General features: G+C 67.2%; 14 protein-coding genes. 7 read left to right on the plus strand and 7 right to left on the minus strand.

Features of this window, described 5'->3' with window-relative positions:
- Positions 1-53: 53 nt before the first annotated feature.
- The 7 genes from AC1RQK_RS23010 (at position 54) to AC1RQK_RS23040 (ending at position 6,943) form a co-directional block, all read left to right on the plus strand.
- Positions 54-1,466, plus strand: a complete 1,413-nt coding sequence (locus tag AC1RQK_RS23010; RefSeq protein WP_492372745.1) for an acetyl-CoA carboxylase biotin carboxylase subunit — start codon at positions 54-56, stop codon at positions 1,464-1,466.
- On the plus strand, positions 1,463-2,224 hold the full coding sequence (pxpB, locus tag AC1RQK_RS23015) for a 5-oxoprolinase subunit PxpB (protein ID WP_492372746.1): 762 nt from the start codon (positions 1,463-1,465) through the stop codon (positions 2,222-2,224). Before AC1RQK_RS23010 ends, pxpB begins: the two co-directional genes overlap by 4 nt.
- Positions 2,221-3,201: a 5-oxoprolinase subunit C family protein gene (locus AC1RQK_RS23020; RefSeq protein WP_492811366.1), complete on the plus strand. Its 981-nt coding sequence runs from the start codon at positions 2,221-2,223 to the stop codon at positions 3,199-3,201. The genes pxpB and AC1RQK_RS23020 overlap by 4 nt, the downstream gene beginning before the upstream one ends.
- The gene (locus AC1RQK_RS23025; protein ID WP_492372748.1) at positions 3,194-3,958 is read left to right on the plus strand and encodes a LamB/YcsF family protein; all 765 of its coding nucleotides are present in this window, start codon (positions 3,194-3,196) and stop codon (positions 3,956-3,958) included. Before AC1RQK_RS23020 ends, AC1RQK_RS23025 begins: the two co-directional genes overlap by 8 nt.
- A 17-nt stretch (positions 3,959-3,975) precedes the next feature.
- Entirely contained in the window at positions 3,976-4,215 is a 240-nt protein-coding gene (locus tag AC1RQK_RS23030) for an acyl-CoA carboxylase biotin carboxyl carrier protein subunit (RefSeq protein ID WP_492372749.1), read from the plus strand.
- Positions 4,216-4,751: 536 nt separating this feature from the next.
- A complete protein-coding gene (locus AC1RQK_RS23035; protein WP_492372750.1) occupies positions 4,752-6,095 on the plus strand; it encodes an MFS transporter in 1,344 nt (447 codons plus the stop codon).
- A gap of 20 nt (positions 6,096-6,115) precedes the next feature.
- Complete coding sequence (locus tag AC1RQK_RS23040) at positions 6,116-6,943, plus strand: putative hydro-lyase (RefSeq protein ID WP_492372751.1); 828 nt, start codon at positions 6,116-6,118, stop codon at positions 6,941-6,943.
- 68 nt (positions 6,944-7,011) lie between these two features.
- Here the strand turns inward: AC1RQK_RS23040 and AC1RQK_RS23045 are convergent, their stop codons facing one another.
- From AC1RQK_RS23045 to AC1RQK_RS23075, 7 genes are all read right to left on the minus strand, one after another.
- Positions 7,012-8,472: an N-acyl-D-amino-acid deacylase family protein gene (locus AC1RQK_RS23045; protein ID WP_492372752.1), complete on the minus strand. Its 1,461-nt coding sequence runs from the start codon at positions 8,470-8,472 to the stop codon at positions 7,012-7,014.
- Positions 8,473-8,484: 12 nt separating this feature from the next.
- The gene (locus tag AC1RQK_RS23050) at positions 8,485-9,471 is read right to left on the minus strand and encodes a Bug family tripartite tricarboxylate transporter substrate binding protein (protein WP_253927680.1); all 987 of its coding nucleotides are present in this window, start codon (positions 9,469-9,471) and stop codon (positions 8,485-8,487) included.
- Positions 9,472-9,552: 81 nt separating this feature from the next.
- Positions 9,553-10,635 (minus strand): threonine ammonia-lyase, encoded by a 1,083-nt coding sequence (locus AC1RQK_RS23055; RefSeq protein ID WP_492372754.1) that lies wholly within the window; start codon positions 10,633-10,635, stop codon positions 9,553-9,555.
- A 42-nt stretch (positions 10,636-10,677) separates the two neighbouring features.
- Entirely contained in the window at positions 10,678-11,664 is a 987-nt protein-coding gene (locus AC1RQK_RS23060; protein WP_253927682.1) for an N-carbamoyl-D-amino-acid hydrolase, read from the minus strand.
- Between the two features lie 262 nt (positions 11,665-11,926).
- On the minus strand, positions 11,927-12,883 hold the full coding sequence (locus AC1RQK_RS23065; protein WP_492372755.1) for a LysR substrate-binding domain-containing protein: 957 nt from the start codon (positions 12,881-12,883) through the stop codon (positions 11,927-11,929).
- 123 nt (positions 12,884-13,006) lie between these two features.
- A complete protein-coding gene (gene hutG / locus AC1RQK_RS23070) occupies positions 13,007-13,831 on the minus strand; it encodes an N-formylglutamate deformylase (RefSeq protein WP_492372756.1) in 825 nt (274 codons plus the stop codon).
- Positions 13,828-14,856 carry a hydroxyacid dehydrogenase gene (locus AC1RQK_RS23075; protein ID WP_492372757.1) on the minus strand — a complete coding sequence of 343 codons (1,029 nt, stop codon included), beginning with the start codon at positions 14,854-14,856 and terminating at the stop codon, positions 13,828-13,830. Before AC1RQK_RS23075 ends, hutG begins: the two co-directional genes overlap by 4 nt.
- Position 14,857: the final 1 nt, after the last annotated feature.

The raw sequence follows: 14,857 nt of genomic DNA on the forward strand, positions 1-14,857 counted from the left end.
TTACCCGCCCCGCGTGCATCGCCCCCACGCAGTAGCTGCAAGAGTTAGTCGATATGCGAAGAATCCTGGTTGCCAACCGTGGCGAGATTGCCTGCCGCATCATCCGCGCCGCGCAGGCGCTCGGCATGGAAACCATCGCCGTGCATTCCGCCGCCGATGCCGGCGCGTTGCACTGCGAGATGGCCGATATTGCCGTCGCGGTAGGGCCCGCGCCGGCGGCGCAGAGCTACCTGAATGTGGAGGCGGTGCTCGCCGCGGGCACGGCGCATGGCGCCGATGGCGTGCACCCAGGCTATGGCTTCCTCTCCGAGAACACCGCGTTTGCCCGTGCGGCGCAAGCGCAAGGCATGCAGTGGATCGGCCCGTGCGTCGAGTCGATCGAGAACATGGGCGACAAGAACCGCGCCCGCGATATTGCCGCCGCGTGCGGCGTGCCGGTGCTGCCCGGCAGTATCCGCTTCCTGCCCGAAGACCTGTCGCGCCTGCACGCCGAGGCCCGGCGCGTTGGCTATCCCGTGCTGGTCAAAGCCGCCGGCGGCGGTGGCGGCATCGGCATGAAACGCGTCGACGGGCCAGACACGCTGGCGGCCACGGTGGCGTCCACCCAGGCGCTGGCCCTGAAGGCCTTTGGCGACGCCAGCATCTACCTGGAGCGCTACGTGCCGCGCGCCCGGCATATCGAGGTGCAGGTGTTTGGCTTCGGTGACGGCACGGCGGTGCACCTGTTCGAGCGCGAATGCTCGGTGCAGCGCCGCTTCCAGAAGATCATTGAAGAAAGCCCGGCGCCCAATGTGCCGGCCGCCGTGCTGGCCAGCATGAGCGCGGCTGCGGTGGCGCTGGCCGCGCACCAGCGCTACAGCGGCGCGGGCACGGTCGAGTTCATTCTCGACGCGGACAGCGGCGAGTACTTCTTCCTGGAGATGAACACGCGCATCCAGGTGGAGCATGGCGTGACCGAGGCCATCACCGGCTGGGACCTGGTGCAGGCGCAGATCCGGCTCGCCGCCGGCACGCTCGCACCCAGCGCGCAGCATGATATCCGGCGGGCAGGCGCGGCCATCGAGTGCCGGCTTTATGCCGAGAACCCGGCGCGCCATTTCATGCCATCGCCGGGCAAGCTGGCGCGCTTTTGCCTTCCGACGGGCATGGCCGGGCTGCGCGTGGACACCGGCGTGCGCCAGGGCGATGCGATCACGCCGTTCTACGATCCGATGATCGCCAAGCTGATTGCCTATGGCACCGACCGCGAAGCCGCCATCGCCACCATGCAGGCGGCGCTCGGTGCAACCGTGATCGAAGGCATCCGGCACAACGCCGTGTTCCTTGGCCGCGTGCTGGACCATGCGGACTTCCGGGCCGGCCGCGTCGATACCGGTTTTGTGGAGCGCGAGCTGGCGGTGCTGGTGGGCGAGTCGGCCGCGCCGGTGGCAGTGCCCGCGCCATCCGCCGTGGCGGTGCGGGCATGATCGCGCAGGACACGCAACATGCCGCGCCGGACGCGCAAGCGTCCTGGCGGATCGCGCCGTCCGGCGATCGCTGCCTGATTGTCGAGTTCGGCACGGTGGCGGAAATCGCCATCAATCGCCAAGCCTGCGCGGCAGCGGTGCGGATCGCCGCCGCGGCCTTGCCCGGCGTGACCGACATCGTGCCCGCCCTGACCACCGTGGGCGTGCACTACCAGCCGATTGCCGTGGCCCGCGCGATGGGTACCAGCGCCCCGTTCGAGGCGCTTTCGGCCATGATCGGCGAACTCCTGTGCGAAGGGCTTTCGTCAAACGCGGGCGCGCCGCTGGTGATCGATATTCCCGTCTGCTATGGCGGCGAGCACGGTCCCGACCTGGACGATGTGGCAGCCACCTGTGGCCTGTCGCCCGAGCAGGTCATCGCGCTGCATGGTGCCGAGCCGGTCGATGTGCTGATGCTGGGCTTCGCACCGGGGCATCCCTATGTGGGCCGCTTCGACGCGCGCCTTTCGCCGCCGCGCCGCAGCACGCCGCGTACCGCGGTGGCGGCGGGCTCGATTGGCCTGGCCAATCGGCAGACCGTGATCTATCCCATGACCTTGCCGGGTGGCTGGAACCTGATCGGGCGCACGCCCGTGGCGCTGTTTGACCCGCATCGCGCGTTGCCGTGCCTGCTGGCCGCCGGCGATCGTGTGCGCTTCGTGCCGATCTCTTCCGACGTATTTGAATCCATGCTGGCGGGCGGAGGCGTGCAACCATGAGCATCGAAGTCATCAAGCCCGGTGCGTTGAGCACCTTCCAGGATCTCGGCCGCAACGGCTACCAGCAACTCGGCGTGCCGGCCAATGGCGCCATGGACGAGCGCGCCCACCGGCTGGCGAACGCGCTGGCCGGCAACGCCGCGGCGCAAGCCACGCTGGAGATCACGCTGATGGGCCCCACGCTGCGGTTCCATGTGCCGGCCGTGATTGCCGTGTGCGGCGCGGATCTGGATGCCATGCTCGACGGCGCGCCCGTGCCGATGAACCGTGCGGTGCCCGTCGCCGCAGGCGCGGTGCTGGCCTTCGGCAAGCGCCGCAGCGGCCTGCGCGCTTACCTTGCGGCGCAGGGCGGCTTTGCGCTGACGCCGGTGATGGGCAGTTGCAGCACCTTTGTGCGCGGCGGCTATGGCGGCGCGGCCGGCAAGCCGTTGCGCAAGGGCGACCGCATTGCCTTGCGTGGCGGCGTGCCCGCACCGGTCCGCGATGCCGGTTTCCCGGCGTTTCCGGCGCTTCCGGCGTTTCCGGCCGATGTCCTCACCGCGCCCGATCAGCCTGTACGCATCGTCGCCGGGCGCGAATGGGCGCGCTTCTCCGACGCCGCCAGGCATGCGCTTGTCAGCGAGCCGTTTCGCATTGGCGCGCAATCGGACCGCATGGGTTATCGCCTGGAAGGCTTGCCGCTCGCGCTGGCTGCGCCTGCCGAGATGCTGTCCGAGGCCGTGGCCTTCGGCACGATCCAGGTGCCGCCCGACGGCCAGCCCATCGTGCTGATGGCGGACCGCCAGACCACTGGTGGCTATCCCAAGATTGCCCATGTGTGCGCGGTGGACCTGCCGCGCCTGGCGCAAAAGATGCCGGGCGAGACGGTGCGCTTTGCCTTGATCGATCTGCCAGAAGCCCAACGCCTTGCCATGCTGCAAGACGCAGTATTCGACGCCATGGATACGCAAACGGCAGGGGAGCACGCGCATGGATGAGATCGATTTCAACAGCGATATGGGCGAGAGCTTCGGCATCTACCGCCTTGGCGACGATGCGGCCGTGCTGCCGCATGTCACCTCCGCCAACATCGCCTGCGGTTTTCACGCAGGCGATGCGCAGACCATGGCAGCTACCGTGTGCGCCGCCAGTGCGCTCGGCGTCTCGCTCGGCGCGCATCCGGGCTTTCCGGATCTGCAGGGTTTTGGAAGGCGCGCCATGCAGCTCGGCCGCGAGGAGGTCTACAACATCACGGTCTACCAGGTTGGCGCCCTGCAGGCGTTTGCCGCCGCGGCCGGCAGCCGGCTCGCGCATGTGAAGCCGCACGGTGCGCTGTACAACCAGGCCGCGCGCGATGGCGTCATGGCGCGCGCGCTGTGCGAGGCGGTGCGCGATGTGGATCCGTCGCTGGTGTTCTACGGCCTGGCCGGCTCCGCGCTGGTCACGGCCGCGCGCGAGGCCGGACTCGCGGTGGCGCAGGAAGTCTTTGCCGACCGCACGTATCAGGACGATGGCTCGCTGACCCCGCGCAGCCATCCCGCCGCCATGATCACCGACGTGGAGGCGTCCATCGCGCAGGTATTGCGCATGGTGCGCGACGGTGTGGTGCGCTCGCTGGGTGGCGTGGACGTGCCGGTCCGGGCGGACACGCTCTGCATCCACGGCGACCAGCCGGGTGCGGCCGGGTTTGCCCGCCGCATCCGCGCCGCGCTGGAGGCGGAAGGTATCACGGTGCGTGCACCGCAATCACGATAGCAACGGACAAACAGAATATGCCCCACACAAAATCCCCCATATCCATCGTGGCAGACACCGCCGGCACCCTCTGGAAACTCGTGGCGCAGCCTGGCGAGATGCAGGTAAAGGATGCCACGCTGCTGATTATCGAATCCATGAAAATGGAAATACCGCTTGAGGCCGGATCGGCTGGTTATATTGAATCGTATTGCGTGGCCGAGGGTGAGATGGTGGAAGAAGGGCAGGTATTGGGCAGTTTTATTCCCGCTGCTTGAAATCGCGCTATTGATAAAGCTGTAAATCCGCCGCTGACATTGATTTTGTGGCGTCGGCCCGGCCGCACGGCCTGGCTGTTTTCTCAATGATTCCGTGGGTTGGGAGATTAATCACCAGCTGGCTGTGAACGATACCGGTTTCGGTGCGTTCCATGCCCCAGGCGGGACGAAAGGTTCATTGTTGTGGTGCGGCGGGGCGCATTGAATCCCCGAGTCAGATGGCTTTTTTTAGTCAGGAATCGTAACGCCCGGAATTCCGTGTTTTTAACGAAATAGCCGCTGGCATGCTTGTTGCAAAGTATCCGGTGTAATCGATGAAGCATGAATCCCGGCGGCATTTAAAGGCCCGCGATTCCCGGCAGGTGGTTAGCTCTCCGGAAATAAAAACAAGACGCGAGCCCGCCCTGTGCGCCAGGAAGTTTCAGGCACAGGACGGCCATCGCGGCAGGTATTCGTGCTTCAGCGCTGGTTCATCCAGGCGTTTCACCACGCCTGGACTGGATTTTCTACCCCGTTGCATCCTGGAAACTGACAATATGTCCAACGCCCCCACCTCATCCCTGCCGATGCCCGACGTGGCGCCGGCATCCACCCCTGCCACGGCGCCGGCAACCGGCAATGCCGTCGCCCGCAAAGCCGCCATGGCCGCCGCCGCCGGTACCGCCATCGAGTATTACGAGTTCGGCGTGTACGGCTATATGGCCTCTACCATCGGCCCGCTGTTCTTCCCTAGCGACAGCGCCACGGCTTCGCTGCTGGCCATCCTGGCCGTGTTCGGCAGCGCCTTCCTGATGCGCCCGATCGGCGGCATCGTGCTTGGGCGCCTGGGCGACCGCGTTGGCCGCCGTGCCGTGCTACTGGTCACCGTGATCGGCATGGGCATCGCCACCGGCATCATCGGCCTGCTGCCGGTGGCTGCCAGCGCGGGCATCGTCGCGCCGTTGCTGCTGCTGGCGATTCGCCTGGCGCAGGGCTTCTTCGCCGGCGGCGAAGTCACCGGCGCGGCTGCCTATGTGGCTGAGTCCGCGCCCAAGGGCAAGCGCGGCTTCTACGGCGCCTTCACGCCGGTGGGCGTGGCCGTGGGCGGCGCGCTGGCTGCGACCGTGTGCGGCATCACCACCGGCTTGCTGGAGCCTGCGCAGATGCAGGCGTGGGGCTGGCGCATTCCGTTCCTGATGGCGATCCCGATGGTGGTGATCTCGTCGATGGTGCGCAAGCGCGTGGAAGAGTCCGTGGCCTTCAAGCAGTTCCAGGAACACAGCGAGCCGCCCAAGGCGCCGCTCAAGGAAGTCTTCACCGCGCACATGCCCGCCGTGGTCAAGGTGGTGCTGCTGTCCTTCGGCCAGAACGTGGGCTACTGGGTGGGGCTGGTGTTCATGAACATCTACATGACCACCTATCTCAAGTACGACAAGGCAACGGTGTACTGGATCATGGCGTTCGTCAGCCTGACCATGGCCATGCTGATGCCGCTGTGGGGCGGGCTGTCCGACCGGCTCGGCCGGCGCAAGGTGCTTGCCATCGGCTTTTGCGCCTACATGGTGCTGGTATTGCCGATGATGATGCTGATGGACAACCACAGCATCGGCCTGGCCTTTCTCGCGATGATGGTGGTGGCGCTGCCCATGCCCATCGTGCAGTCCGTCGGCTACCCGACCTATGCCGAGCAGTTCCCGACCCGCGTGCGCTACACCGGCATGGCGTTCAGCTTCAACATCGGCGCCATCCTTGGCGGCGGGCTCACGCCGTATGTGGCCACCGCGCTGATCGGCAGCACCGGCAACCTGCTCAGCCCGGCCTACCTGCTCATGGGGGGCGCGGCAGTCAGCCTGCTGGCCCTGCTGGGCGTGAAGGAAACCGCCCGCCAGGCCCTCGACTGATGACGGAGCGCAACCGGAGCATGGAGATGGAAAGAAGCATCCACGCCGCGGCCGGGCTTGCCCCCGGCTGGGCCGCCACGCCGGCTGGCGCCCGTGCCGGCATCCGCAGCGGCCGGTACAACGGCAATACCAGCGGCATGGCGCCCGGCCATGGGCAGGGCAACCTGATGATCCTGCCCAAGGCCTGGGCCGGGGATTTCCTCGGGTACTGCCGGGCCAACCCGGTGCCATGCCCGCTGATCGGCATGACCGAAGCGGGCAGCCCGGCGGTGCCGATGCTCGGCGGCGATATCGACCTGCGCACCGACGTGCCGCGCTACCGCGTGTGGCGCCATGGCGAACTGGTGGAGGAGCGCGACGATATCAGCACGCTCTGGCAGGACGATTTCGTGGGCTTTGTGCTGGGCTGCTCGCTGTCGTTCGAGGACGCGCTGGAACGCGCTGGCTTGCGCGTGCGGCACGTGGACGAAGGCAAGATCGTGCCGATGTACCGCACCAGCATCCAGACCACGCGCGTCGGCGCCTTCCATGGGCCGATGGTGGTGTCGATGCGGCCTTACACGCCGGAAGAGGCGTCCATCGCCTCGGCCGTGTGCACCCGCTTGCCGGGGGCGCACGGGGCGCCGGTGCATATGGGCGACCCCGCCGCGATCGGCATCGCGGACATCGGCCGCCCGGACGAAGGCGAGCCGACCGCGATCCTGGCCGGGGAGATTCCGGTGTTCTGGGGGTGTGGGGTGACGCCGCAGGCGGCGGCCATGATGGCGCGTCCGCCGCTGTGCATCACCCATGCGCCGGGGCACATGCTGGTGTGCGACGTGCCTGCCGATGGGTTGAGGTTACTCTGAGCGCAGGGAGATGAGGTGTCACGAAGGATGGCACTGGAGCTAGCGGGAACCGCACGCAAATGCGTGCGCTAAGCTCGGGCGGTATCGTTGCGGCGGATCACCGCCCCGGCGCGGGCGCCGGTGCTCTCGCCGCTGCTCCACGCGATGGCGCCATTGACGATCACCGTCTCGATGCCCCTCGCGGGCGCGACAGGGCGCGCGAAAGTCGCCATATCGGCCACGCTGGCGGCATCGAAGATGGTGATGTCCGCGAAATTCCCGGGTGACAGTATCCCGCGCCCCGGTAGCCTGAAGTAGCGGGCCGTCAAGCCCGTCATCTTGTGCACGGCCTGCTCGAGCGGGAAAAGGCCGAGGTCCCGGCAGTAGTGCCCCAGCACGCGCGCAAACGTGCCCCAGAGACGCGGATGCGGCGCGGCGTCGTGGGGCAACCCGTCGGAGCCTATCATGGTTTCGGGATAGGCGAGGATGCGCTGCACATCCTGCTCGTCCATCAGGAAGTAGATCGCGCCTGCCGGCTGCAACGCGTCGACGGCGTCCTCGGGCGAGAGGCCCATCGTTGCCGCAATGACGTCGAGGTCCTGTCCGGCGAACTCGGGATGTGGTACCGAGCGCGTTACGATGACGCGGCTCGACACCGCGAGCCGGTCCTTTCGCAAAATTGTGGAACCAGCGTTATATGGATAGCAGTCGAGTCCGATCGGCTGACGCTGCGCCGCGTTAGCAATGTGCCTCAGCGTGTCGACCGAGCGTCCGTGGTTCTTTGGGCCGATCAGCTTGTGATGCGAGACCACGACTGGCGCGCCGCCCGCCGCGCCGACCTCGAACGCTTCGTCAAGCGCCTCGTGGATCCGATCGCCCTCATCGCGGATATGGCTGGCGTAGACACCGCCGTAGCCGCGCATGACCGCCGCCACGGCGGCCATTTCGCCAGTCGTGGCGGACATCGCGGCAGGATAGGCGGCCCCGGTCGAGAGCCCGATGGCGCCGCTCTCCATGGCGCCGCGCAGCAATGCCTGCATCGCCGCGATCTCTGCGTCCGTCGCCGCCCGGTCCAGCCGGTCCATCACCGCGGCCCGCAGCGTCGTATGGCCGACCAGGCAGGCCGCGTTGACGGCAGCGGGATGCTGCGCCAGCTCGGCGAGATAGTCGCCGAACGCGGGGTAACGAAAGAGGGCCGGGTCGGCGCCGAGCAGGTCAAGCGGCGGCGGAACGGTCTGTCCCGGAGGCGCACGCCAGGGCGCCAGGCTGATCCCGCAATTGCCCGTCACGACCGTGGTAACGCCCTGGCTGAGCTTGGCCGGCATCAGTGGATCGAGCGTCAGATAGCGGTCGTCGTGCGTATGCGAGTCGATGAAGCCGGGGGCGACGATGCGGTCCCGCGCATCGATCACCACCGCCGCGGAGTCGGACGCCAGCGCGCCCAGTGCCGTGATACGCGATCCGTCGACCCCGATGTCGGCGAGCCTGCGCGGTGCGCCGGTGCCGTCAATCACCGTGCCGCCGCGAATCAGTATGTCGAATTGCGCCATGTTCCTTGCGCCTCAGTCGATTGCCGCGCCGGAACTCTTGATCACTGCGGCCCAGACCGGCCGCTCCTTGCGGGCAAGATCGAAGAACGCGCCGCGCGGCCCCGTGGTGACCTCGTACGCCATGTCGGCCAGCCGCGCTTTCATGGCGTCCGAGTTGGCCGCCTTATTGAAGGCCTTGTTGAGAAAGTCGAGGATCTGCGGGTCGGTCGCGGCGGGCGCGACGTAGCCGGTCCATGCCACCGCCTGGTAATCCTTCAACCCCGTCTCCGCCATGGTCGGCAGCTTCGGCAGGCGGCTGTCGCGGCGTGCACCGGTGACGGCGAGCGGCACGACGCTGCCGTTCTTCAGATATGGCGAGATCGACGTAATGTTCTCGAAGACCAGATCCACTTCGCCGCGCATCAGCGCCAGATCCGCTTCGGGACCGCCCTTGTATGGAATATGTGTAATGGACACACCCGCCATCGCCTTGAACATCTCGGCGCTCAGATGGCCCGTGGTGCCGTTGCCGCCCGAGCCGACGGAGAGCTTGCCCGGCGCGCTCCTGGCCAGCGTGATCAGTTCGGAGACCGATTTCACGCCGAGGTCCTTGCGCACGGCCAGCACGTTCTGCACGAATCCGGTCAGGGCTACGGGCGCCAGTTGCTTGTCGGCGTCGTAGGGCAGCTTCTTGTACAGGGACTGGTTGATGGCCAATGTGCCGGCGTTCGCGAAGCCGATGGTGTAGCCGTCGGCCGGCGCGTTGATCACAGCCTGCGTGCCGATGATGCCGGACGCGCCCACGCGGTTGAGGACCACGATCTGCTGCCCGATATCATGGCCGACCGCATCGGCCAGCAAGCGCGAGACGATGTCGGGCGTCGTACCTGCATTGAATGGGACAATCAGCGTGATGGGGCGCTCGGGATAGGCTGCGAAGGCGTTCGCCGTGAGCAGCATGGCGGCGGCCGTCAGCGACATTCGCCTGAGTAGCCGGTCGAAATGGCGGAGGAGAGACATGGTGGTATTCCTTTCGTGGTAGGCAAGTTGGCATCTAGGCCGGCTCGCGCCAATGCGCGCAGGGCCGGTGACACGGCTGTCTTAGGTACCGTGCACGGCGGCTGCAGTGGGCTGCAGCATCGTTTGAAGCAAGGGCAGATCGATGTTGCCGCCGGACAGGACGATGACGCCGTCGCGGCCTTCGAGATCGATCACGCCGGCGAGCAAGGCCGCCAGCGCGACGGCTCCGCCGGGCTCGACCAGCAACCGAAGCTCCTCGAGCGCGAAGCGAATGGCGGCGCGGGCCTGCGCATCCGTGACCGCCACCGCGCCGTCGAGAAAGCGCTTGTTGATCTCGAAGGGTAGTTCGGCTGGCGTGGTGGCCTGCAACGCGTCGCAGAGCGTTGTGGCGCCCGCCGCATTGATTTCCCTGAGGCCGCTGCGCAGCGAGCGCACCGTGTCGTCGAAACCGGCGGGCTCGGCCGCGATCAGCCGCGTGCCTGGATTCAATGCGTCGACAACCAGGCCGCAACCGGCCATCAACCCGCCGCCGCCGCAGGGCGCGGCGAACAGGCCGAGGTTGTCGAGCGCGGCCTCGGGCAGGTCCTGCAACGCCTCGAGGGCCACCGTGCCCTGGGCGGCAAGCACCGCAGGATGGTCGCCCGGCGGAATCAGCGTGCCGCCGGTTTCGCCGAGCAGCCGCATCCCGATCGCCTCGCGGCTCTCATGGAGGCGGTCGTAGTGAACGACGCGCGCACCCTGGGCCAGCGCGCGCTCGACCTTGTTGCGTGGCGCATCGATCGGCATCACGATGGTCGCCGCCACACCGAGCTGGCGCGCGGCCCAGGCGATCGCCTGCCCGTGATTGCCGGTGGAATAGGCGATCACGCCTTTCGCGCGCTGGTCGCCGCGCAGCGACAGCAGGGCATTGAAGGCGCCGCGTGCCTTGAACGAGCCCGTGACCTGCAGGTTCTCGGCCTTGAGCCAGACCGGCGCGCCGGCAATGGCGTCGAGTGCCGCCGAACGCAGCAACGGCGTGCGAACGACATGGGGCGCGATGTCCAGGGCCGCCAGCTCGACGTCGGTGAAATCGGGGACGCGCATGTCACCCAGCATCTCGTGCCGGATCGCGTGCGCGGGTCGTGGTCGTGCCGGATGGACATCCGGGGTTTCGGTTGGCTGCATGGAGAAGGCCCGTGGGTGGTCGAAGAAAGACAGGAAACGGGATCAGCGCGCCGGCCAGGTCGGCGGAGCCACGCTGCCGACCTGGTCCGTGATGCGTGAATACGCCTCGACGCGGCGATGCAAACCGAAGTTGAAGACGGTAGACCGGCCCAGTTTGCACAGGTCCAGGTTGCAGTCGGCCACGATGAGCTCGTCGTCCCAGCTGGTGGCCTGCGCCATGATTTCGCCTTGGGGATTGACGATGATCGAATGGCCGAACATTTCGTGGCCGTCCTCGGTCCCGGCCTTCGCGACGGCAACCGCGAAACACGCGTTCTGATAGCAGCCCGCCTGAATCGACAGCTGGGAGTGGAACACGCGCAGGTGATGAGCCTCGAAGCCGCGATTCTCCATGTTCATGCTTGGCGTGTTGTAGCCCAGCATGACGAGCTCGACCTGCTGCAGCCCGAGCACGCGCCAGGCCTCTGGCCAGCGGCGGTCGTTGCAGATCATCATGCCCATGTTCACGCCCTCGGCCTCGCCGACCGGCGCCCGGACCACCGGGAAGCCGAGATTGCCGACTTCGAAATAGCGCTTCTCGAGGTGCTGTACCTTGCGCGCCGGCGCGTACTCTGCGTGGCCGGGCAGATGGACTTTCCGGTACTTGAGGATCACCTCGCCCGACGGTGCGATGATCACCGAGGTGTTGAACCGGCGCTTACGCATGACACCGGCTTCATCGGGTTCATAAGCGATCTCGGCGTAGCCCAGATAAACCGTCAGGCCAAAGCGGCGGATTGCCTCGAACAGTGGCGCAGTCTCCGGCGAGGGCAGCGCCGCCTCGAACCAACGGTCGGCCTCGTCGAGGTCCTCGTGGTACCAGCGTGGAAAGAACGTGGTCAGCGCGAGTTCGGGGAACACGACGACCTGTGCGCCGCGCCGATAGGCACGTTCGAGCAGTTGGACCATCCGCGCGACCGCGATCTCGCGTCCTTCGGACTTCTGGATGGGCCCGAGCTGGGCGGCGGCGACGGTGATGATGCTGGACATGTACTGGAGCCTCTGGTGCGATGGGGTGGTGTCGAGTATAGGGACGCGATACCGCCCTTGAAATGCGGCGCCCCGCGCGCCGGCAGTGCGCGCATTGGCGCCGTCTCGCAAGCCCAACGCATTGATTTGAAAGGAACAAATGCCTCGGGAGCAGCCCCGGTTCGCAGCCGCCTCATAGCCCCTCGTTATGGGTCCTGGGCAATATGTGATGGGGCGCGGTGGTGGTCTGTGGCAATCGCGCCACCGCGCCGCCAACCGCCGCTCAGGCGAACATCGGCGGGCGCTGCGCATCCCCACGCGGTGCGGCGTCCAGCAGGTGCACGAGCGTGGCAAGAAAGCCTTTGGCAAGGGTCGACATCGGGCTCTGCCGCGAATGGATCAGGTAGATCTTGTGACTGAGCGCCGGGCTGATCGGCTTGAGCACGACGTCGTCCGATGCGGATGCTGTGTATCCGAACGACTCCACCAAGGCCACCCCGACACCCTGGCGCACCAGCGCCATGGCTTCGGGTGTCGAGCGAATCTCGATGTCCGGCGTGAGTGGCCCCTGGCCCGACGACAGGAAATGCGAGGAGAGCTGGCCGAAAGGGGTGTCTGCGCCATAGCCGATGAAGGTCTGGCCGCGCAAGTTGCTGGTTGTCACAACGTCCAGCGCCGCTAGCGCGTGTCCCTTGGGCAGCGCGCACAGGATCCGCCCCTCGCCGATTTCCCGGGTCCGGAGATTCGCGCCGTCGGGCGGCGCCATCGATGCAATGCAGAGGTCTGCGTGCCCCTGCACCACGAACGGCAGCAAGGCGTCGAACGGCATGGGCCGGTAGTGGACACGGACGGCGGGATGCCGCAGCCGGAAGCGCTGGATGGCGCGCGGCATCAGCCATTCGCTGTAGCTCGGACTAGAGACAATCGACAACTTGCCTTGGTTCTGTTCGCCCAGGCTGCTGGCCACCGCATTGAACTGGGCGACGCCCTTGAGGATGACCTCGACTTCCTCGAACAGCCGGCGCGCCTCCGGCGTGGGCTGCAGCCGTCCCTTGACCCGTTCGAACAGCAGGAACCGCAGGCGGCTTTCCGCGGTTGCCAGCACCCGGCTGATTGCCGGCTGTGACACGCACAGCATGCGCCCGGCCTCGCTCAGCGAGCCGGTGACCATGATCGCGTGGAAGACTTCGATCTGGCGAAGGTTCAGGGGTATGGCGGGAGGCCTGCTAACGGCTGACATACAAGGTGGCGCCAAGGCACAAGCGCGGTAACGGCAAGAGGGGCCCGTGACGACGCAAGAAGCGCGCCATCGGGCGGCGGATCCACGCCGACCGTCGGGCGCGAGCGAGGTGTCAAGCCTGATTCAAGCCTGTGCGTCGGCCGCGACGGGCCGCAGCGTTGCCATTGCCGCGAGCGCTCCGCCTACCATGTCGCGCAGTGTTGGCCACAGCCTCGCGGCCAGGTCTTCACGGTAGCCGAACGGTGCCGCTTCATCCATGTAGATGGCCTGCGCCATTTCGAGTTGCACCGCGTGCACCCCCCGCTGCGGCTGGCCGTAGTGCCGCGTGATATGCCCGCCTCTGAAACGATCGTCGGCGACCCACGAGAAGGGACTGGCCGACGCGGCGGCGATGACGGCCTCGCGCAGCGCCGGCGCGCAACTGGCACCGCTGTTGGTGCCGATGTTCAGATCTGGCAAGCGGCCCGCGAACAGGCGGGGCAGCACGCTGGCGATCGAGTGCGCTTCCCACAACAGCACGTGCCCGTGCACTTGGCGCAGGCGCGCGATCTCGGCGGCCAGCGTGCTGTGATACGGATTCCAGTAATCGCGGATACGGTCCGCGATCTCGGCGGAGGACGGAGACTCGGGATCGGGATACAGCGGCTCGCCCAGGAATGTGTCGCGTGGGCAAAGCGCCGTGGTGTTCTGGCCCGGATAGAGGCTTTCGCCGTTGGCGGGGCGGTTCACGTCGATCACGTAGCGCGAGTAGTTGGCTGCCACGACGGAGGCGCCCAGCGTTGTCGCGAACGCGTAGAGACGCCCCAGATGCCAGTCGGTATCGGCACGCACGCGCGCCACGTCTTGCATTTGCGCGGCGAACGCGTCGGGCAACAGCTCGCCGCCGTGCGGAATCGAGACTACCAGGGGAATGGTGCCCTGCGTCAGCTTGCAAACGGGGGGATTCATGACTGGACTTCCTTGGATGGCGTGATAACGGGAACGCGCCTGCGCAACCACACGCGCGCGTCGAGAAGGTGTTTCGGTTGCCGCCCCGCGAACACGTCGATGATCTGTTCGGCGCATTGGAGTGCCGTGGCATGTAGCGCCTCCTCGGTGGAGCCGGCAAGGTGCGGGCTCAGCACGACGTTGTCGAGCCCGGCCAGCGGGGACGCCGCGCAGAGCGGCTCCTGCGCGAAAACGTCCAGTCCGGCGCCGAAGAGCCTGCCTTCCTTTAGCGCCGCGGCCAGCGCGGCTTCGTCGATCAGCCCGCCGCGCGATGTATTGATGACGATGGCGCGTGGCTTCATGTTGCGCAGCGCCTTCGCATCGAGCGTGTGGCGCGTGTCGGCACGCAGCGGACGGTGCAGGGAGACAACGTCGGAGGCCGCCAGCAGCTCGGGCAGCGCCGATACCCGCGTCGCGCCGTGCGCTTCGACCTCGCACGTCGGCGCGCTGGGCGACCACACCAGCACGCGCATGCCGAGTCCCGCGCGCGCCATGTCGCAGACCAGGCGCCCCGTGCGGCCGAAGCCGATCACGCCGAGGGTCTTGCCACGGAGCGAGAGCATCGGTGCCGCGTATCGGTAGCGCCAGTCTGACTGCCGCGTGGCTGCGTCGGCCAGCGGCGCCCGGCGCGCGACCGCGAGCATCAGCATCAGCGTGTGTTCGGCCACGGCGCCGATGTTGGCGTCGGGCGTGGACACCACCGGGATGCCCAGCTCATGCGCATGGGCGACCGCGATCTTGTCGGTGCCAGTGCCATGATTGCTGATGACTGCGAGCCGCGGTGCGGCATCGATCATCGCGGCGGTCAGACCTTCGCGCACGATCACAGCGTCGGCGCCCGCGACTTCACGGATGCGAGCGGCTTCGTCACCGGCCTGGCCCGGGCGCACATCGAAGCCCGCGGCGCGCAGGCGCTCCGCGCCGATGGGGTGGATGGGCTGGGTAATCAGGCAGACTGGCATGGGCGTTGCACGGGAATCAGGCATG

The sequence above is a fragment of the Cupriavidus sp. GW822-FHT02D05 genome (assembly GCF_058802485.1).

Coding starts and splice junctions, on each gene's coding strand:
- AC1RQK_RS23010 (WP_492372745.1), top strand. CDS start 54: ATGCGAAGAATCCTGGTTGCCAACCGTGGCGAGATTGCCTGCCGCATC.
- pxpB (WP_492372746.1), top strand. CDS start 1,463: ATGATCGCGCAGGACACGCAACATGCCGCGCCGGACGCGCAAGCGTCC.
- AC1RQK_RS23020 (WP_492811366.1), top strand. CDS start 2,221: ATGAGCATCGAAGTCATCAAGCCCGGTGCGTTGAGCACCTTCCAGGAT.
- AC1RQK_RS23025 (WP_492372748.1), top strand. CDS start 3,194: ATGGATGAGATCGATTTCAACAGCGATATGGGCGAGAGCTTCGGCATC.
- AC1RQK_RS23030 (WP_492372749.1), top strand. CDS start 3,976: ATGCCCCACACAAAATCCCCCATATCCATCGTGGCAGACACCGCCGGC.
- AC1RQK_RS23035 (WP_492372750.1), top strand. CDS start 4,752: ATGTCCAACGCCCCCACCTCATCCCTGCCGATGCCCGACGTGGCGCCG.
- AC1RQK_RS23040 (WP_492372751.1), top strand. CDS start 6,116: ATGGAGATGGAAAGAAGCATCCACGCCGCGGCCGGGCTTGCCCCCGGC.
- AC1RQK_RS23045 (WP_492372752.1), bottom strand. CDS start 8,472: ATGGCGCAATTCGACATACTGATTCGCGGCGGCACGGTGATTGACGGC.
- AC1RQK_RS23050 (WP_253927680.1), bottom strand. CDS start 9,471: ATGTCTCTCCTCCGCCATTTCGACCGGCTACTCAGGCGAATGTCGCTG.
- AC1RQK_RS23055 (WP_492372754.1), bottom strand. CDS start 10,635: ATGCAGCCAACCGAAACCCCGGATGTCCATCCGGCACGACCACGACCC.
- AC1RQK_RS23060 (WP_253927682.1), bottom strand. CDS start 11,664: ATGTCCAGCATCATCACCGTCGCCGCCGCCCAGCTCGGGCCCATCCAG.
- AC1RQK_RS23065 (WP_492372755.1), bottom strand. CDS start 12,883: ATGTCAGCCGTTAGCAGGCCTCCCGCCATACCCCTGAACCTTCGCCAG.
- hutG (WP_492372756.1), bottom strand. CDS start 13,831: ATGAATCCCCCCGTTTGCAAGCTGACGCAGGGCACCATTCCCCTGGTA.
- AC1RQK_RS23075 (WP_492372757.1), bottom strand. CDS start 14,856: ATGCCTGATTCCCGTGCAACGCCCATGCCAGTCTGCCTGATTACCCAG.